Here is a 17828-nt window from a genome sequence, read left to right on the forward strand (position 1 = left end):
CTGCCCGGCCGGTCGCTACAGGCCGAAGGCGTCCTTGAACTGGTACCACCAGGAACCGATGGTGGAATACTGGGCGCGGAACATGCGGCCGCCGGGGAAGGGGATCCAGGGCAGTTTTTCGAACTGGCCGAAGCGGGTGGCGTCGCCATGGATCGCCTCGCTCAGGATCTTGCCGAAGAGATGCGAGCCGGTGACGCCGTGGCCGCTGTAGCCATGGGCGAAATAGGTGTTGGGCCCGATCTTGCCCATCTGCGGCACGCGCGAGAAGGACAGCGCGAAGTTGCCGCTCCAGGCATAGTCGATCTTCACCCCCTTCAGCGACGGAAACACCTTTTCCAGGTTGGGCTTCAGCTTGGCGCGCACGTCGGCCGGGTCGGTGCCGCCGTAGACGGTGCCGCCGCCGAAGATCATCCGCTTGTCGGCGGAGAGGCGGAAGTAGTCGAGGATGTAGCGGACGTCCTCGACGCACATGTCGCTCGGGATCAGCGCATCGGCGCGTTCGGCGCCGAGCGGCTCGGTGGCGATCATCTGGGTGGAGACCGGCATGACGCGGGAGACGAGCTTCGGCACCACGTCGCCGAGATAGGCATTGCCGCAGAGCACCGCGACGTTTGCCGTGACCCGGCCCCGTGCGGTGTGGATCACCGGGCGCGCGGCATCGTGCTCGACCTTCGTCACCGGCGACTGCTCGTAGACCACGCCGCCGAGCGTCTCCAGTGCCGCGGCCTCGCCGAGGACGAGGTTCAGCGGATGCATGTGGCCGCCGGTGCGGTCGAGCATGCCGCCGACATAGGCGTCGGTGTTGACCAGCCTGTGGATCGCCTCCCTGTCGAGAAGCTCGTGGTCGTCCATGCCGTAGCGCTGCCAGAGCGCCTTCTTGTGCTCCAGTTCCTTCATGTGGGCGCTGGTGTAGGCGGCATAGATGTTGCCGTCCTTCAAGTCGCAATCGATGCCGTACTGGCTGACGATGCGGCGGATGATCCGTCCGCCCTGCTGCACGAGCGATCCGACGAAGGCGCCGGCCTGCTCGCCGTAGCGGCGGCGGATCGTGTCGAGGCTGGCGTTCAGGCCGTTGACGACCTGGCCGCCGTTGCGCCCGGACGCGCCCCAGCCGACCCCGGCCCCTTCGACGACCACGACCTTGTAGCCCTTCTCGGCGAGATGGATCGCCGTCGACAGCCCGGAATAGCCGGCGCCGAGGACGGCGACGTCCGCCTCGACATCGCCTTCGAGCACCTTCGGCGTGCGGATGACGTTACGTGAGGCAGCATAGTAGCTGCCCGGATAGCTGCCGTCGCCGGCATAGGAGACTGGGGATTTGGAGGTAATGTCGAGCATCAGACGATTTCCAGATAGGCGCTGAATTCGAAGTCGGTCACCTGTTCGGCAAAGCCGGCGATCTCCTGTCGCTTGCAGGCGATCAGCATGGAGCGGAACTCGGGATCGAAGATCTCCGAGACGATGGCGCCGTTCTCGAAGGCGGTCACCGCCGAGCCCCATTCGCTGGGGATGCGCGCGGCCTTGGCCTGGTAGGCGCGGCCGGTCACCGGCGCCGGCGGCTCCCACTTGTTGCGGATGCCCGTGAGCGCGGCCCCCAGGATCCCGGCGATGACGAGGTAGGGGTTGGCGTCGGCGCCGGCGACGCGATGCTCTATGCGCCGCGCCGAGGTGTTGCCGCCGGGAATGCGAATGGCTGCGGTGCGGTTCTCGTAGCCCCAGGTGATCGAGGTGGGGGCATGCGTATCCGGGCGCAGGCGGCGATAGGAATTGTAGTGCGGGGCGAAGAGAAGCGTCGTCTCGGCCATGCCGCGGGTGAGGCCGGCGACCGCATGGCGCATCACGTCGGAGCCGAGCTCGGTGCCGTCGTCGAAGACGTTGCGGCCGTCCTCGTCGATCAGGCTGAAATGGACGTGCATGCCGCTGCCGGAGCGCAGGCCGTAGGGCTTGGCCATGAAGGTGGCGGCAAAGCCGTGCTTGCGCGCCACGCCCTTGATGATGCGCTTGAAGAACAGGGCGTCGTCGGCGGCCTTCAGCGGGTCGTCGGTGTGCATCAGGTTGATCTCGAACTGACCGATGCCGTTTTCGGCGACGGCGGAATCCGCCGGCACGTTCTGCCGCTCGCACTCGGCATAGACGTCGGAGAAGAACTGGCCGAAGTCGTCCAGCTCGTCGATCGACAGGATCGCATCGGAATCGAGGCGCTTGCCGGTATAGGGGGAAATCGGCGGCTCGGCGTGGTCGGGCTCCGAATCGATCAGGTAGAACTCCATCTCGGAGGCGACGACCGGCCGCAGGCCTAGTTCGTGATACTGGCGGACGATATGGGCGAGTGCCTGGCGCGGGTCGGCCAGGAAGGGCTCGCCCGTCTCCTTGAACAGCCAGAGCGGCACCACCGCACTCGGCTTCAGCGTCCAGTTGACCGGCAGGGCGCCGCGCCCGGTGGGGCTGCAGATGCCGTCCATGTCGCCGCTGGCGAAGACCTGCGACGAGCCGACGATGTCCTCGCCCCAGACATCGACGCCGACGATGGACAGCGGCATGCGGATGCCGCCCTCGAGCACCTTCTTGGCCTGCCCGATCGGCACGCGCTTGCCGCGAAGGATGCCGTTCAGGTCACAGACGACCGCCTGGATGCTTTCGACGGAATCAGCGTTCGCAAGCCAGTCTTGCGCCTCGGAATCGGACATGAACCCCTCGAATTCCTGTGAAACTTATTCAGTATCACATATTGATTTTTGTGATCACATTTTGAAAATATGCACACTTTCTTGTTTCCGGTCAAGCTGGTAAGAGCGGAGCGGAGAGGGGACTCGAATCGGCCTCGGCCGCATCCCGGCCGGCCAGGAGGGGACTTTGGCAGTGTTGAAACTGGAGCCGCTCGATCGGCCCGAAGGCATGACGACCCATGAATACGCGCACCGCAGGCTGCGGCAGGCGATCATGGTCGGCTCCATCCGCCCCGGAGAATCGCTGACCATCCGCGGCATCGCCGAGGCGATGGAAAGCAGCCCGACGCCGGTCCGCGAGGCGCTGCGGCGGCTGTCCTCCGAGGGGGCGCTGAAAGTGCTGGACAACCGGCGCATCATGGTGCCGAAGATGACCGTCGAACGGTTCGGCGAACTGATCGCCCTGCGCGCCACGCTCGAGCAGCATGCCGCCCGCCGTGCCGTCGGCCACATCACGGAGCGGCAGATCGACCGGCTGGTGGCGATCGACAAGGCGCAGGACGAGGCGATCGCGAAGAAGGACAACGCCGCGGCCCTCCTCTTGAACCAGGAGTTCCACCGCACGCTCTACACCGCCAATCCCGACCAGATCATCATGCCGATGGTGGAAAGCGTGTGGCTGCAGCTCGGGCCGTTCCTCGGCATCGCCATGGCGCATGTGGCGCAGCTCTATTTCGTCGACCGGCACCAGGAGGCGATCGCGGCACTCCGCAAGCGTGACGAGGACGCGGTGGCGGCGGCAATCAATGCCGACATCTGCGAGGGCATCGGCGGCTTCGAGCGGGCGGCGATCGAGAACCTGCTGCGGCTGGCCGGGCAGTAGCCCGACCGGCGCCGATGCCGCGCCGGAGCGCACCAATCCCGCCGAACAACCCGTCCGTTCCCCTGCTCCCATTGCCGCCGCGTCGAGGCGCGAATGACGGCTGCGGACTGGTAATTTCGTCCGCCGCGTGATCCATTCGACACGGGCGGTTCCGATCCGGCAGGCTGCCGGCGGGATCGACCGGAACGCATCGGGAGGAATGAACAGCATGGCATTTCCATTGTTTGATCTCGCCGGACGCCGCGCGCTGGTGACCGGCTCGGGCCAGGGCATCGGCTTTGCGATCGCCGAGGGCCTTGCGGCCCATGGCGCCAGCGTGCTCGTCAACGGCCGTTCGGCGGAGAAGCTCGCAGGTGCCGTGCGGGTGCTGCGCGACAAGGGCTACAGCGCCCAGGCCGCGCCCTTCGACGTCACCGACGGCGCGGCGGCGGCGCAGATGGTCGCGGTCATCGAGGCGGAGACGGGGCCGATCGACATCCTCGTCAACAATGCCGGCATGCAGTTCCGCGCGCCGCTGGAGGACTTTCCGGGCGAGAAGTGGGACGAACTGCTGCGCACCAACGTGTCCAGCGTCTTTCACGTCTCCCGGGCCGTGGCCCGGCCGATGATCGCGCGCGGGCGCGGCAAGATCATCAACATCGCCTCGGTGCAGAGCGAGCTCGCGCGCACGGGGATCGCCCCCTATACGGCGACGAAGGGCGCGGTGCGCAATCTCACCCGCGGCATGTGCGCCGACTGGGCGAAATACGGGCTGCAGATCAACGCGATCGCGCCGGGCTATTTCAAGACGCCGCTCAACAAGGCGCTGGTGGAGGACCCGGATTTCACCGCCTGGCTGGAAAAGCGGACGCCGGCCGGCCGCTGGGGCGAGGTCGGCGAACTCGTCGGGGCGGCCGTGTTTCTCGCCAGCGACGCCTCCTCCTTCGTCAACGGCCACACGCTCTATGTCGACGGCGGCATGAGCACGTCCGTCTGACGATGCGAGCCTTGCCACCGAACGGCGGGCGTGCATGATCGCGGCAAAGCAAGCGAGAATTCGGGGCCCGGCATGAAAACGGATGTCATCGTACTTGGCGCGGGCGTCGTCGGCATCTCGACGGCGATCCATCTGGCGCGGCGGGGGAAATCCGTCGTGCTCGTCGATCGCCGCGGGCCGGCGGAGGAGACGTCCTACGGCAATGCCGGGCTGATCCAGCGCGAGGGCGTCTTTCCCTACGGCTTCCCGCACGATTTCGGGGCGCTGTTCCGCTATGCGCTGAACAACACGATCGATGCGCACTATCATCTCTCGGCGCTGCCGGGGCTGGTGCCGTTCCTGCTGCGCTACTGGTGGCATTCCGGCTTCACTCAGCACCAGCGGATCGCCCATCTCTATGCGCCGCTGATCGAGCATTCGGTGAGCGAGCATGCCGACTTGATCAAGGCGTCGGGCGCCGAGGCGCTGATCCGCAAGGACGGCTGGATGAAGGTGTTCCGCACGGAGAAGGCGCGCGATGCGGCCTATGCGGACGCCGAGCAGCTTTCGGCGAAGTTCGGCGTCAACCATCAGAAGTTCACCCCGGAAGAGATGAAGCGGCTCGAGCCGCACATCCGCGTCGAGCTGACGGGCGGCCTGCGCTGGACCGACCCCTGGTCGATCCTCGATCCGGGCGGGCTGCTGAAGGCCTACGTGACCTATTTCCAGTCGCTGGGCGGGACGCTGAAGGCCGGCGACGCGGCGACCATCGAGCATGTGCTCGAGGGCGAGGGCTGGCGGGTGGCGACACCCGAGGGGCCGCTGGAGGCGACGGACGTCGTCGTCGCGCTCGGGCCCTGGGCGGACACGGTGACGCGCAGGTTCGGCTATCACTTCCCGCTGGCCGTCAAGCGCGGCTACCACATGCACTATGGCGCGGCCGACGGCGCACGGCTGAACAACTGGGTGCTCGATTCCGAGCGCGGCTATTTCCTGGCGCCGATGAACCGCGGCATCCGGCTGACGACGGGGGCCGAGTTCGCCAAGCGCGACGCGCGCAAGACGCCGGTGCAGCTTCGCCGGGCGGAGCGGGTGGCGCGCGAGTTCTTTCCGCTCGCCGAGCGGCGCGACGAGGAACCGTGGATGGGGGCGCGGCCCTGCACGCCGGACATGATGCCGATCATCGGCAAGGCGCCGCGCCATGCCGGCCTGTGGTTCGCCTTCGGCCACGCCCATCACGGCATGACGCTCGGGCCGGTGACCGGGCGGGCGCTGGCGGAGGCGATGCTCGGCGAGAAGACGATCGTCGATCTCGCGCCCTATCGGCCCGACCGCTTCCTCGCGTAGACGCGCGACGGTGGGCGGTCCCCGCGGGTTGGAGGGCGCCGATAATTTGTTACCCGGCTAACGGCGGATGCGCGTCGACAGGATGATCGAGGACAGCGTGCGCTCGACGCCCTCGATCTCGCCGATCCGGTCGATCAGGTGGTCGAGCTCGGCGATCGAGCCGGCCGCGACGATGGCGATCAGATCGAAGGCGCCGGAGACCGAATGCAGCGTCTGCACCTCGGCGATGGCGTGAAGCTCGCCGGTGATCCGCTGCAGCGTCTTCGGGGCGATGGTGATCAGAACGTGCGCCTTGACCATGCCGCTCTCATAGGCGTCGGAGAGCCGCACTCCGTAGCCGGTGATCACCCCCTCGCGCTCCAGCCGCTCGATCTTGGCCTGCACCGTGGTTCGCGACAGGCCGAGCCTACGGGCGATCGCCGCCGTCTGTTCGCGGGCGTTGTCGCTGAGGATGGCGAGCAATTCGCGATCCTTGGCGTTTAATGTCGTTATGCTCATTTCGGTCGTCGTTCTGCCGATGAAGATGCTGCATTATGCCAGATCGGCAGCTGTGAATCGACAGGATTCGGCGTCAGAATCATCAGCGAACGTCTAACCTGCGGGGAAAAACAAAAATGAAGGATATCGTCGTCATCGGTGCGGGAAAGATCGGCTCCACGATCGCGCGTCTGCTTGCCCATAGCGGAGACTACCGCGTCACGGTCGCCGACCGTTCGGCCGAGCAGCTTCTCGCCATCGAAGAGCACAAGGCCGTCACCACGGCCGTGGTCGACATCGCCGACACGGCCGCACTCGTGGCCCTGCTCAAGGGCCGGTTCGCCGTGCTCAGTGCGGCGCCCTACCACCTGACCGTCGCGATCGCCGAGGCGGCCGCGGCTGCGGGCGTCCACTACCTCGACCTGACCGAGGACGTGGAGTCGACCCGCCAGGTCAAGCGCATCGCCGAAAACGCAAGGACGGCCTTCATCCCGCAGTGCGGGCTGGCGCCGGGCTTCATCTCGATCGTCGCCAACGATCTCGCCAGCCGCTTCGATACGCTGGAGAACGTGCGCATGCGCGTCGGCGCCCTGCCGCAGTATCCCTCGAACGCGCTGAACTACAATCTCACCTGGAGCACCGACGGCGTCATCAACGAGTACATCGAGCCGTGCGAGGCGATCGTCGAAGGCGCGCTGATCGAGGTTCCGGCTCTGGAGGAGCGTGAGGAGTTCTCGCTCGACGGCGTCACCTACGAGGCGTTCAACACCTCCGGCGGTCTCGGCACGCTGTGCGAGACGCTGAAGGGCAAGGTACGGACGCTGAACTACAAGACGATCCGCTATCCCGGCCATGCCGCGATCATGAAGGCGCTGCTCAACGACCTCGGCCTGCGCCATCGGCGCGAGGTGCTGAAGGACATCTTCGAGAACGCGCTGCCGGCGACGACCCAGGATGTCGTCATCGTCTTCGTCACCGTCTCCGGCCGCAAGGACGGGCGCCTGATCCAGGAGACCTACGCCAACAAGATCTACAGCGCCGTCATCGCCGGGCGCATGCATTCGGCGATCCAGATCACCACTGCCGGCTCGATCTGCGCGGTCCTCGACATGCTCGCCGACGGCTCGCTGCGGGCTGCGGGCTTCGTGAAGCAGGAGGAGATCTCGCTCGACGCGTTCCTCGCCAACCGCTTCGGGCACTACTACGCCCAGGAGCAGCACGGCCACCGCGCGGCGGGTTGACGGCTCATAACCGTGAGGGAACACTGTCAGCGCCCCGGCTCGTCCGGGGCGTTTTCGGTTGCGTGTCGGCAGCGGATGCACACAACTTGACAGGGACGGGTCTCAATGGCGGTATTTCGGCCAATGCCGGGACACGACATGGCTCGACCCTATCCAGAGACCGCCAGAGGCAACGCGCGCAAACTTCGCAGGGATGGGACGGACCCCGAAGCGATCATCTGGTCGTTCGTGCGCAATCGCCAGCTGAATGGCTTCAAGTTCCGTCGCCAGGTGCCGATCGGGCCGTACATCGTCGATTTTGTCTGTCAGGAACGCAGGCTGGTGGTCGAACTCGACGGCTGGCAGCATGCCGACGACCTCCGCGACGTTGAGCGCGGCAGGTTCCTGCAAGGCGTCGGATACCGTGTGCTGCGCTTCTGGAACCAGGAGGTGTTCGCAGATCGGAGCGCCGTGCTCGAACACATCGTCGCGGTGCTGGAAGGCAGGGCGTAGCGTGCCGTTCCTCTCCCCCTGAGGGAGAGGATACAAAATCGAGGGCTTAGCCAAAGGGCGTCGCCCTGCAGGCTAAACCTCAGATTTTGTTGGTGAGGGGGCGGCACCGGATAGCCCCCTCATCTGCGAAAACTAGCACTTAGCCTTGCGGCTAAGATGCTGATTTCGCTTCTTCTCCCTCAAGGGGATAAGAGACTTCAGCGACGTCGCGCCCCTCCTGCGGACCATGAGCCGTAGAGATCGCAAATTTCCTACACCAGCTTCGCGCAGGCCGTCGCGATCCGCGTCAGGGCTTCCTTCAGCTCGCCTTCCGACGTCGCGTAGGAAATGCGGAAGTAGGGCGAGAGACCGAAGGCGGAGCCGGGGACGACGGCGACGTGGGCGTCTTCCAGCAGGTAGTCGGTGAAGTCGGCGTCCGTCGCGATCCGCCTGCCCTTGGGCGTGATCTTGCCGATCAGCCCGGCGCAGCCGGCAAAGGTGTAGAAGGCGCCTTCGGGCGTGCGGCAGTCGATGCCGGGGATGGCATTGAGGGCGGCGACGACGAGATCGCGGCGGCGGCGGAAGCTCTCCTGCCGTTCCTTCAGGATGTGTTGCGGCCCGTTCAGCGCCTCGACGGAGGCCGCCTGGCTGACGGAGCTCGGGCAGGAGGTGGCTTGGCTCTGGATGACCGCCATCGCCTTGATCAGCGCCTTCGGGCCGCCGGCGTAGCCGATGCGCCAGCCGGTCATGGCATAGGCCTTGGAGACGCCGTTGATGGTCAGCGTGCGCGCCTTCAGCTTAGGCTCGATCGCCACGGGGGTGACGAAGCGGAAGCCGTCATAGACGATGTGCTCGTACATGTCGTCGACCATCAGCCAGACATGCGGATGGCGAAGCAGCACCTCCAGCAGCGGCCGGTAGTCGGCCTCGCCGTAGGCGGCGCCGGACGGGTTGGACGGCGAGTTCAGGAGCAGCCACCGGGTCCTGGGCGTGATCGCCCTTTCCAGCTGGTCCGCCTGCAGCCGGAAGCCGGCTTCCGCGTCGCAGGGGATCAGCACCGGCATGCCGCCGCAGACCTCGACGATATCGGAATAGGAGGTCCAGTAGGGCGTCGGGATGATCACCTCGTCGCCCGGATCAATGCTGGCCATGAAGGCGTTGAACAGGATCTGCTTGGCGCCGGTCGCGACCGTCACCTCGTCGAGGGCGTATTCGACGCCGTTCTCGCGGCGGAACTTTTCGACGACCGCCTTCTTCAGCTCCGGCGAACCGTCGAGCGCGGTGTACTTGGTCTCGCCGCGATCGATCGCGGCCTTGGCCGCTTCCTTGACGTTGTCCGGCGTGTCGAAATCCGGCTCGCCGGCGCCGAGGATGATGACGGGATGGCCGTCGCGCTTCATCTGACTGGCGCGGGCGCCGATCTGCAGGATCTTCGAAACGCCGATCGCGGCGATCCGCGAGGCGGGCCGGAAGCCCGCCTCCTCGATCTTGGTTGCCATGGTCATGGATGTGTCCTTCGCGCCCTATTCGATATCGAAGGAAACGCCCTGGGCCAGCGGCAGGGCCTTCGAATAGTTCACCGTGTTGGTGGCGCGGCGCATGTAGGCCTTCCAGGCGTCGGAGCCGGATTCGCGGCCGCCGCCGGTCTCTTTCTCGCCGCCGAACGCGCCGCCGATCTCCGCACCCGAGGTGCCGATGTTGACGTTGGCGATGCCGCAGTCGGAGCCGTCGGCAGCGAGGAAGCGCTCGGCCTCCTGCATGTTCAGGGTGAAGATCGACGACGACAGGCCGGCGGCGACGGCATTGTGCTCGGCGAGCGCCTTGTCGAAGTCGGAATATTTCATGACGTAGAGGATCGGCGCGAAGGTCTCCTCGAGCACGGGGCCGGCCTGCTTCGGCATTTCGACGATCGCCGGCTTGACGTAGTAGGCGGTGTCCTTGCCGGCCTCGGCGACGCGGGTGCCGCCGGTGACCTTGCCGCCCTCGGCTCTTGCGGCCTCCAGCGCCTTCTGCATGTTGTCGAAGGCCTGCCGGTCGACCAGCGGGCCGACGAGGGCGGAGGTTTCCAGCGGGTTGCCGACGGAGACGCTTTCATAGGCCTTCTTCAGGCGTGGCACGAGCTGGTCGTAGACGCTGTCGTGCACGAACAGGCGGCGCAGCGTCGTGCAGCGCTGGCCGGCGGTGCCCATGGCGCCGAAGGCGATGGCGCGCAGCGCCATGTCGAGGTCGGCCGACGGGCAGACGATGCCGGCATTGTTGCCGCCGAGCTCGAGGATCGAGCGGGCGAAACGTTTGGCGAGCCGCGGGCCGACCTCCTTGCCCATGCGGGTGGAGCCGGTCGCCGAGACGAGCGCGACCTTCGGGTTGTCGACGAGCGCTTCGCCGACCGTGCGGTCGCCGATCAGCACCTGCGAGAGGTTCTTCGGCGCGTCGCCGAAGCGGGCGATGGCGCGCTCGAGGATCGCCTGGCTGGCAAGTGCCGTCAGCGGGGTCTTCTCGGACGGCTTCCAGACGACCGGATTGCCGCAGACGAGCGCGAGCGCCGCGTTCCAGGACCAGACGGCGACGGGGAAGTTGAAGGCGGAGATGATGCCGACGACGCCGAGCGGATGCCAGGTCTCCATCATGCGGTGGCCGGGGCGTTCGGTGGCGATCGTCAGGCCGTAGAGCTGGCGGGAGAGGCCGACGGCGAAATCGCAGATGTCGATCATCTCCTGCACCTCGCCGAGGCCCTCCGAGGTGATCTTGCCGGCCTCGATCGAGACGAGGCGGCCGAGATCGGCCTTGGCGGCGCGCAGTTCCTCGCCGAGAAGGCGGACGAGCTCGCCGCGCTTCGGCGCCGGCACCAGCCGCCAGGCCTTGAAGGCCTCGTGGGCGGCGTCGATGACCTTGCCCGCATCGGCGGGCGAATGGGTCTTCAGCTTGGCGATCTCCTCGCCGGAAACGGGGCTGAAAGAGGCCATGTCGCCGTTCTGCCAGGCGGAGGCCGGCACGCCGAGCTTGTCGAGAAGCTTTGCGGTTTCCTGTTTCACATCGACCTTGGTCATCGTCCTGTTCTCCATCGTGACTGTGTTTCGCAAGGCGGCATGACGCCGCCGATCTTTCAGAAGGTTACGCTGCCGAGCGGGCCGGGCGAGGTGATCGCCTTCAGCCCCGCAGCCAGGCGGCGGATCTCGTCCGGCGTGTACCGTTCGTAGAAGACCTGGTTCTTGCGGCCGATCGCGTGCTCGGCGCTGTAGCTGCCGCCGAAGTCCTCGACCGCGATCTGGAACACCCACGCGCGCAGGGCCCCCTCGAAGCCGGCATCGGCAAGGCGCGGGTCGTCGGCGGGGACGACGAGATTGAAATGCACGCCGCCGTCGCCGATATGGCCGAAGTCGCAGATCGTGACATTCTCGAACCGCCTCGGCATCTCGACCTTCATATGGTCGAGGAAGCGCATGATATCACCCCGGCGGAAGGAAAGATCGAAGGCGATCAGCCGGCCGCTGTGCTTGACTCCTTCCGACAAGCCGTGGCGCAGCGCCCACATCTCGTGCGGCGGGCCGATGAAGGCGTCGGCGAGCGGGGCGTCCTCGCGCTCCCACAGGCCGGCCAGAACCTCCTCCAGCACGGCGTCTAGCGGCTGTTCGCCGTCGCGCGGCGGCGAGGTGCGGCAGATCTCCGCCAGGATGACGAAGTCCGGGACATGGCCGCCCTGGAAGGGATTGCGCAGCGCGGGCACGTGGGCGAGCGCGGCGGACACGGCGTTCCTCGACATGCCCTCGAAAGCCGACAGGTAGCTGCCGAGTGCCTCTTCCATGGCGACCAGGAGTTCCGGCACGCGGTCCGGCGAGGACGGGACGAGGAAGGCGGTCGCGGTCTGGCGCGGCAGCGGTTCCAGGTTCAGCACGCATTCGGTGACGATGCCGAAGGCGCCGGAGGTGCCGATGAAGAGCTGCTTCCAGTCGACGCCGGTGTTGTTCTTGCGCAGGCCCGAGCCGAGCTCGAGCACGGTGCCGGCCTCGTCGGCGAGAACGACCGTCAGCCCCAGCGTGTTGCGGCGGACGTCGCCGTAGCGCAGGAAGCGCGAGCCGCCGGTGTTCGTCGCGATCATGCCGCCGAGGCGGGGATCGGCGCCGAGGTCGATCGGGAAGAACAGGCCTGCCTGCTCGAGCCGCTGGTTGACGTCCGACAGGCGAAGGCCGGCGCCGGCCGTGACCGTCCGGTTCACCCGGTCGAGGTCGAAGACGGCGGTCAGGCGATCGAGGCTGAGGATGCCCTGGCTGCCGGACGCGTCGGGCGTCGAGCCGGAGACGAGGCCGGTATTGCCGGATTGCGGCACCAGCGCGATGCCGTTCCTGACGCAGTAGGCAACGGTGGCGGAGGCCTCCTGCGTCGAGGCGGGGCGGGCGACGAAGGCGGCACGGCCCTTGTCGTAGCGCGCGCCGGTCTCGTAAGACGCCATGTCGGTGGGCGCGGTCAGAAGACCCTTTCCGCCGAGAAGCCGCCCTAGCGCTTCGATGTGCCTGCTATCGATCATCGGCCGACCGTCACTCTGCGGCGTCCGCCATGGATGCGGCGCCGAGGCACTCTTCCATAGAGGCCTTTTCGATGCCCGCATAGTGGGCGAATTCGTCGAGGACGGCCACACCGAGGTCGCGCTCGAACATCACCTGGTTGGGGCTGGCTGCGAATTCCTGCGTCGCCTCGTCGCCGAGGTTCGACTGGAAGATGCCGGCGGCGGAGACGGGCAGGAAGTCCTCGTAGACGATCGGGTCGAACTGGACGTGGCCTGCGGCGATCAGGGCCTCGATGTCGTCGCCGAGGTTCCGGCCGGAGGCCCTTGCAGCGCGCCCCTTGTCCGTCAGCGAATAGGCGAAATAGCCGAGGCCCTCCTTGCGGATCGTGTTCCAGTCGTCGGGGAAGGCCTGGAAGACGCTCGCGAGCGCGGCTTCGTATGCGGCGGCGTTGGAGCCGTCGGCGGCGGGCCGGGCGATGGCGCGGGTGTCATTCAGAAGCCGGTCATAGAGGGCGCGGCCCTTCGGCGTCAGGGCGATGCCGCGCTGCTCGATCTCGCCGAAGCGGGCGGTGTGCGAGCCGGCCTTCCACGCGCCGTCCTCGCCGATGAAGGACACCGGCTCTTCCAGCGCCTTGAACGAGGTCTGGCGCAGGAGGATCGGGCAGTTGCGGGTCGGCGGGCCCTCGACGACGGCCTTGGGCGCGATGCCTTCTTCCGGCATCAGCGCCTGCACCCTGTCGATGTCGAGCGTGCGCGGCGTCAGGTGGTTGATGTGCGGCCCCCTGAAGGAGACGACGTCGGCGATCAGCCGGTGCGCGTCGTGCAGGCGCCGGTACATGTCGGCGCTGACGATCGCCTTGTCGTGCCAACGGAAGGTCTCCAGTACCTCATGGACGAAGGCCTTCGCGTCGGCAGCGTCGAGACCCCCGTCCCGTTCGGCCTTGCCGACCAGTTCGATGGCGTGATCGGTGAAGATCCTGCGGGCGCCCAGGACGCCGGCGGCCTCCTCGCGCAGCGTCTCGTCGGCGATCAGGTCCAGACGGAGCAGCGAGGTGAAGACGCGGAAGGGATTGCGCTTCAGCGCCGCGTCGCCGACCGGCCGGAAGGCGGTGGAGTGGACCGGGACGCCGGCGGTCGACAGGTCGTAGTAGCCGACGGGGTACATGCCCATGATCGCGAAGACGCGGCGCATCATCGACAGCTCGTCCGGCGTGCCGAGGCGGATCGCGCCGTGGCGCTCCTCGGAGATGCGCTCCAGTGAATCGGTGGCCTCCAGGCGGCCCTTGAGGTGCGGGTCGGCTGCGAGCGTCTCGTCGTTGACGCGGGCGACGAGCGCCATCAGCGTGCCATAGGCCGGCACCTCGTCGCGATACATGGCCGACATGGCGGCGGAGAACTCCGAGCGGATCGCGTCGGCGGAAACGTAGGTTCTTTCTTTCATGGCGGTCCGTCCCGGCTCAGTTTCGGGCAATCCCGGGCGGAAAAGCGCTTTCCACTCTTCCCGGATTTGCTCTACAAGGGGCAAGCGCCCCGATCATTCTCAAAACGGATCATAGTGGATCGGAATGCCGATTGATCGCGCATGTTCTGAACAGGTTGATGCGAGAGCCGAATGAAGTTGAGCCGCAGGCTGATCCCCGACGTGACCACGCTGCAGGCGTTCGAATGCGCTGCGCGTCATGGCAGCTTCACCCAGGCCGCCAATGAGCTGAGCCTGACCCAGAGCGCGGTCAGCCGCCAGATCAAGGATCTCGAGGAGCAGCTCGGCGTGCTGCTTTTCGAGCGCGTGCGCCAGCGCGTGGTGCTGTCGGAAGACGGCCGCCGCTTCCTGCCGGAGGTGCGCAAGCTCCTGCACCAGACCGAGGAGACGATGCTGCGCGCCATGTCGGCGGCACGCTCCGACCACAGCCTGACGATCGCGACGTTGCCGACCTTCGGCAGCCGCTGGCTGACGCCCCGCCTTCCCGCCTTCCTGGCGCAGTATCCCGGCACGGTCATCAACGTCGCCTCGCGCTCCGCCCCCTTCGACTTCGAAGAGGAGAGCTTCGATCTCGCCATCCACTACGGCCAGCCGGTCTGGGCGCGGGCCAGCTGCTCCTATCTCTGCAGCGAGGTGATCCTGCCGGCGGCGAGCCCGGAGCTGATGGAGCGCTGGCGGCCGGAGGAGCCGAAGGACCTGGAGCGGGCGCCGCTGATGCACCTGGCGACCCGGCCGAAGCTCTGGGCGCAATGGTTCGAGATGAACGGCGGAGCGACGGAAACGGCCTATCGCGGCCACCGCTTCGACCAGTTCTCGATGGTCATCGAGGCGGCGGTGGCCGGGCTCGGCTTCGCGCTCCTGCCGCGCTACCTGATCGAGCAGGAACTGGCGAGCGGGCGGCTGGCCGTCGTGTTCGACCGGCCGATGCAGACCGACAACAGCTATTATCTCGTCGTGCCGGAGGGGAAGCTGGAAAATTCGCTGAGCCAGGCCTTCCGGGCGTGGATCGGCACGGAGGTCGGCTGAGGCGGCGGCGGCCGGCTCATTCGCGTCCAGAATGACCCGGTGCCGAAACGGCATTTTCCTCCTTGCGGGCAATGGCGGATTGTGGCGCCATCCGAAAATCCTTTCGAAGCAGGTTGAAGCAGAAACCCGATGCAGAACGATCCCCGCTCCCACGGCCTCTGGGAACTGACCGCCCCGCCGGCGCCGCAAACGCAGACCCTGTCCGGCCCGATGGAGGCCGACGTGGTGGTCGTCGGCGGCGGGTTCACCGGCTTTTCCGCGGCACTCCATCTCGCCGAGCGCGGCACGAAGGTGGTGCTACTGGAGGGTCGCGAGATCGGCTTCGGCGGCTCGGGACGCAATGTCGGCCTCGTCAATGCCGGCATGTGGACGATGCCGGACGAGCTTCCGGGCGTGCTCGGACAGCTCTACGGCGACCGCCTGCTCGACCTGCTCGGCAATGCGCCGAAAGTCGTCTTCGAGCTGGTGCAGAAACACGCGATCGACTGCGAGATCAATCCGGCAGGCACGCTGCACTGCGCGATCGGCCGGTCCGGGCTGGAGGAGCTCGAGGCGCGCGCGGAACAATGGAGCCGCCGCGGCGCGCCGGTGACGCTGCTCGACGCGGCGGAAACCGCGCGGCGGGTGGGCACCGACGCCTATGCCGGTTCCCTGCTCGACATGCGCGCCGGCACGATCCAGCCGCTCGCCTATGTCCGCGGGCTGGCGAAGGCGGCGATCGCGGCGGGCGTCCAGGTGTTCACGGCAAGCCCCGTGACGGCGGCGGAGCGGTCCGGCAGCCGCTGGACGGTGAAGACCGAGCGCGGCTCGGTCTCGGCGGACTGGGTGGTGGTGGCGACGAACGCCTATACCGTCGCCCCCTGGGCCGAGGTGCGAGCCGAGCTCGTCCACCTGCCCTATTTCAACTTCGCCACGACGCCGCTGTCGCCCGCGTTGCAGAAAAAGATCCTGCCGGGACGGGAAGGCGCCTGGGATACGGCCGAGATCCTCTCCTCCTTCCGCTACGACAGGCTCGGGCGGCTCGTCTTCGGCAGCGTCGGGGCCTTGCGGGGGACGGGAACGGCGATCCACAAGGCCTGGGCGCGGCGGGCGCTGAAGAAGCTCTTCCCCGAAATCGGGGAGATCGCGTTCGAGGCGGAGTGGTACGGCAATATCGGCATGACGGCGGACAACCTGCCGCGGTTCCACCGGCTGGCGCCGAACGTCATCGGCTTTTCCGGCTACAACGGCCGCGGCATCGCGCCGGGCACCGTGTTCGGCAAGGTGCTGGCCCGGCATATCGCCGGCGAACTCACCGAGGGCGACCTGCCGCTGCCGGTCACCGACCCCATGGCGCAATCCTTCCGGCCGATCCGCGAGGGCTACTACGAGGTCGGCGCCCAGCTGGCGCATCTGGTGCAGGCGCGGATCTGAGCTGCAACGACCGGAACGGACGCAAAGCACCCGCCATCCGGGGATGGCGGGTCGTGTTTCCTATCGCACGAGCCGGCTGGTCGGCAGGCGGGGCAGGAGGACGGTGAGGATGCCGAGCAGCGGCATGTAGGAGCAGACCCGGTAGACGAAATCGATGCCGTGCGTGTCGGCGAACACGCCCAGCGCCGCCGCCCCCAACCCGCCCGCGCCGAAGGCGAAGCCGAAGAAGACGCCGGCGATCAGGCCGACGCGGCCGGGCACGAGCTCCTGCGCGAAGACGACGATGGCGGAAAAGGCCGAAGAGAAGATCAGCCCGATCATCACGCTCAGGACGCCCGTCCAGAACAGGTTCGCATAGGGCAGAAGCAGGGCGAAGGGGATGACGCCGAGGATCGAGAACCAGATGACGAAGCGGGCGCCGAAGCGGTCGCCGATCGGGCCGCCGAGGAAGACGCCGGCGGCGGATGCGCCGAGGAAGAGGAACAGCATCAGCTGCGCTTCCTGCACCGAAAGTCCGAAGCGCCCGATCGTGTAGAAGGTGAAGTAGCTGCCGATCGACGACAGGTAGACGTTCTTCGTCGTCGTCAAAAGCACCAGCACCGCGAGCGCCCAGGCGACGCGACCGCCGGGCAGCGGCAGGTCACGGCTGACGGCGGGGCGGCTCGCCATGCGCAGGCGCTCCTCGGCGTACCAGCGGCCGACCCAGGTCAGGATGACCATTCCGAGCATGGCGGAGACGGAGAACCAGGCGACGCTCGTCTGGCCGAAGGGCAGGACGATGAAGGCCGCGAGCAGCGGTCCGATCGCCGTTCCGGCATTGCCGCCGACCTGGAACATCGACTGCGCCAGGCCGTGGCGGCCGCCGGAGGCCGCGCGGGCGATGCGCGAGGATTCCGGATGGAATACCGCCGAACCGAAGCCGATCAGGCAGGCGCCGAGGACCAGCACCGGGAAGGAATGGGCATAGGCGAGGAAGAAGAGGCCGAAGAAGGTGCTGCCCATTCCGAGCGGCAGCGAGAACGGCATCGGCCAGCGATCCGTCACCAGGCCGACGACCGGCTGCAGCAGCGAGGCGGTGACCTGGAAGGCCATGGTCAGAAGGCCGATCTGGACGAAGTCCAGGGCATAGTTGTCCTTCAGGAGCGGATAGAGCGACGTCAGCAGCGACTGCATGATGTCGTTCAGCATGTGGCAGACGCTGACCGCGACGATGATGGAAAAACTGGTCTGCGCGGCGCGCGCCGGCGCGGTGGGGACTGCCGTCGACATACGACCTCGATCGATTCTGGTGTTGACTGGATTGTCTTGTGTTTCCTCAAGCGTCCCATAGCGCGGTTGCGTTCTGCCTGCTTTCGTGCTGTGGTCCAT

Annotated in this window: 15 protein-coding genes; 7 read left to right on the plus strand and 8 right to left on the minus strand. The window is 67.1% G+C overall.

Annotation, left to right across the window (positions count from 1 at the left end):
- Nucleotides 1–15: 15 nt before the first annotated feature.
- Both P0086_RS11620 and P0086_RS11625 read right to left on the minus strand, forming a co-directional pair.
- Nucleotides 16–1338, minus strand: coding sequence for an FAD-binding oxidoreductase (locus P0086_RS11620; RefSeq protein WP_275785556.1), 1323 nt, complete (start codon nt 1336–1338; stop codon nt 16–18).
- On the minus strand, nt 1338–2687 hold the full coding sequence (locus P0086_RS11625; RefSeq protein ID WP_275785559.1) for a glutamine synthetase family protein: 1350 nt from the start codon (nt 2685–2687) through the stop codon (nt 1338–1340). Before P0086_RS11625 ends, P0086_RS11620 begins: the two co-directional genes overlap by 1 nt.
- 208 nt (nt 2688–2895) lie before the next feature.
- Between P0086_RS11625 and P0086_RS11630 the strand changes: the two genes are divergently transcribed.
- From P0086_RS11630 to P0086_RS11640, 3 genes are all read left to right on the plus strand, one after another.
- On the plus strand, nt 2896–3549 hold the full coding sequence (locus tag P0086_RS11630) for a GntR family transcriptional regulator (protein ID WP_112595831.1): 654 nt from the start codon (nt 2896–2898) through the stop codon (nt 3547–3549).
- A gap of 208 nt (nt 3550–3757) precedes the next feature.
- Complete coding sequence (locus P0086_RS11635; RefSeq protein ID WP_112595723.1) at nt 3758–4525, plus strand: SDR family oxidoreductase; 768 nt, start codon at nt 3758–3760, stop codon at nt 4523–4525.
- Between the two features lie 72 nt (nt 4526–4597).
- Nucleotides 4598–5851, plus strand: a complete 1254-nt coding sequence (locus P0086_RS11640) for an FAD-binding oxidoreductase (protein ID WP_112595721.1) — start codon at nt 4598–4600, stop codon at nt 5849–5851.
- 57 nt (nt 5852–5908) lie between these two features.
- Here the strand turns inward: P0086_RS11640 and P0086_RS11645 are convergent, their stop codons facing one another.
- Nucleotides 5909–6349, minus strand: a complete 441-nt coding sequence (locus tag P0086_RS11645) for an Lrp/AsnC family transcriptional regulator (RefSeq protein ID WP_112595719.1) — start codon at nt 6347–6349, stop codon at nt 5909–5911.
- A 116-nt stretch (nt 6350–6465) separates the two neighbouring features.
- Here P0086_RS11645 and P0086_RS11650 point away from each other — a divergent pair, with 116 nt between their 5' ends.
- Both P0086_RS11650 and P0086_RS11655 read left to right on the plus strand, forming a co-directional pair.
- Entirely contained in the window at nt 6466–7569 is a 1104-nt protein-coding gene (locus P0086_RS11650; protein WP_112595717.1) for a saccharopine dehydrogenase family protein, read from the plus strand.
- A gap of 138 nt (nt 7570–7707) precedes the next feature.
- A complete protein-coding gene (locus tag P0086_RS11655; RefSeq protein ID WP_275785566.1) occupies nt 7708–8061 on the plus strand; it encodes a DUF559 domain-containing protein in 354 nt (117 codons plus the stop codon).
- Nucleotides 8062–8312: 251 nt separating this feature from the next.
- Here the strand turns inward: P0086_RS11655 and P0086_RS11660 are convergent, their stop codons facing one another.
- The 4 genes from P0086_RS11660 to P0086_RS11675 are packed head-to-tail and all read right to left on the minus strand — an operon-like array spanning nt 8313 to nt 13982.
- Nucleotides 8313–9545, minus strand: a complete 1233-nt coding sequence (locus P0086_RS11660) for a pyridoxal phosphate-dependent aminotransferase (protein ID WP_275785569.1) — start codon at nt 9543–9545, stop codon at nt 8313–8315.
- Between the two features lie 18 nt (nt 9546–9563).
- Nucleotides 9564–11102, minus strand: coding sequence for an aldehyde dehydrogenase family protein (locus P0086_RS11665; protein ID WP_275785572.1), 1539 nt, complete (start codon nt 11100–11102; stop codon nt 9564–9566).
- 41 nt (nt 11103–11143) lie between these two features.
- Entirely contained in the window at nt 11144–12562 is a 1419-nt protein-coding gene (locus P0086_RS11670) for an FAD-binding oxidoreductase (RefSeq protein ID WP_275785573.1), read from the minus strand.
- A gap of 10 nt (nt 12563–12572) precedes the next feature.
- A complete protein-coding gene (locus P0086_RS11675; RefSeq protein ID WP_275785576.1) occupies nt 12573–13982 on the minus strand; it encodes a VOC family protein in 1410 nt (469 codons plus the stop codon).
- A gap of 171 nt (nt 13983–14153) precedes the next feature.
- Between P0086_RS11675 and P0086_RS11680 the strand changes: the two genes are divergently transcribed.
- A complete protein-coding gene (locus tag P0086_RS11680; protein WP_112614013.1) occupies nt 14154–15047 on the plus strand; it encodes a LysR family transcriptional regulator in 894 nt (297 codons plus the stop codon).
- A gap of 129 nt (nt 15048–15176) precedes the next feature.
- Nucleotides 15177–16460 (plus strand): FAD-binding oxidoreductase, encoded by a 1284-nt coding sequence (locus P0086_RS11685; protein ID WP_275785580.1) that lies wholly within the window; start codon nt 15177–15179, stop codon nt 16458–16460.
- A gap of 60 nt (nt 16461–16520) precedes the next feature.
- Here P0086_RS11685 and P0086_RS11690 read toward each other — a convergent pair whose 3' ends face one another.
- Nucleotides 16521–17729, minus strand: coding sequence for an MFS transporter (locus tag P0086_RS11690; RefSeq protein ID WP_275785582.1), 1209 nt, complete (start codon nt 17727–17729; stop codon nt 16521–16523).
- Between the last annotated feature and the right edge of the window lie 99 nt (nt 17730–17828).

Source organism: Mycoplana sp. MJR14 (genome assembly GCF_029210525.1).
In the GTDB taxonomy this organism is placed as follows: Bacteria; Pseudomonadota; Alphaproteobacteria; order Rhizobiales; family Rhizobiaceae; genus Mycoplana.

Bases quoted from the DNA above. Each gene is read 5' to 3' on its own strand.
- P0086_RS11620 (WP_275785556.1), bottom strand. From the start codon at position 1,338: ATGCTCGACATTACCTCCAAATCCCCAGTCTCCTATGCCGGCGACGGC.
- P0086_RS11625 (WP_275785559.1), bottom strand. From the start codon at position 2,687: ATGTCCGATTCCGAGGCGCAAGACTGGCTTGCGAACGCTGATTCCGTC.
- P0086_RS11630 (WP_112595831.1), top strand. From the start codon at position 2,896: ATGACGACCCATGAATACGCGCACCGCAGGCTGCGGCAGGCGATCATG.
- P0086_RS11635 (WP_112595723.1), top strand. From the start codon at position 3,758: ATGGCATTTCCATTGTTTGATCTCGCCGGACGCCGCGCGCTGGTGACC.
- P0086_RS11640 (WP_112595721.1), top strand. From the start codon at position 4,598: ATGAAAACGGATGTCATCGTACTTGGCGCGGGCGTCGTCGGCATCTCG.
- P0086_RS11645 (WP_112595719.1), bottom strand. From the start codon at position 6,349: ATGAGCATAACGACATTAAACGCCAAGGATCGCGAATTGCTCGCCATC.
- P0086_RS11650 (WP_112595717.1), top strand. From the start codon at position 6,466: ATGAAGGATATCGTCGTCATCGGTGCGGGAAAGATCGGCTCCACGATC.
- P0086_RS11655 (WP_275785566.1), top strand. From the start codon at position 7,708: ATGGCTCGACCCTATCCAGAGACCGCCAGAGGCAACGCGCGCAAACTT.
- P0086_RS11660 (WP_275785569.1), bottom strand. From the start codon at position 9,545: ATGACCATGGCAACCAAGATCGAGGAGGCGGGCTTCCGGCCCGCCTCG.
- P0086_RS11665 (WP_275785572.1), bottom strand. From the start codon at position 11,102: ATGGAGAACAGGACGATGACCAAGGTCGATGTGAAACAGGAAACCGCA.
- P0086_RS11670 (WP_275785573.1), bottom strand. From the start codon at position 12,562: ATGATCGATAGCAGGCACATCGAAGCGCTAGGGCGGCTTCTCGGCGGA.
- P0086_RS11675 (WP_275785576.1), bottom strand. From the start codon at position 13,982: ATGAAAGAAAGAACCTACGTTTCCGCCGACGCGATCCGCTCGGAGTTC.
- P0086_RS11680 (WP_112614013.1), top strand. From the start codon at position 14,154: ATGAAGTTGAGCCGCAGGCTGATCCCCGACGTGACCACGCTGCAGGCG.
- P0086_RS11685 (WP_275785580.1), top strand. From the start codon at position 15,177: ATGCAGAACGATCCCCGCTCCCACGGCCTCTGGGAACTGACCGCCCCG.
- P0086_RS11690 (WP_275785582.1), bottom strand. From the start codon at position 17,729: ATGTCGACGGCAGTCCCCACCGCGCCGGCGCGCGCCGCGCAGACCAGT.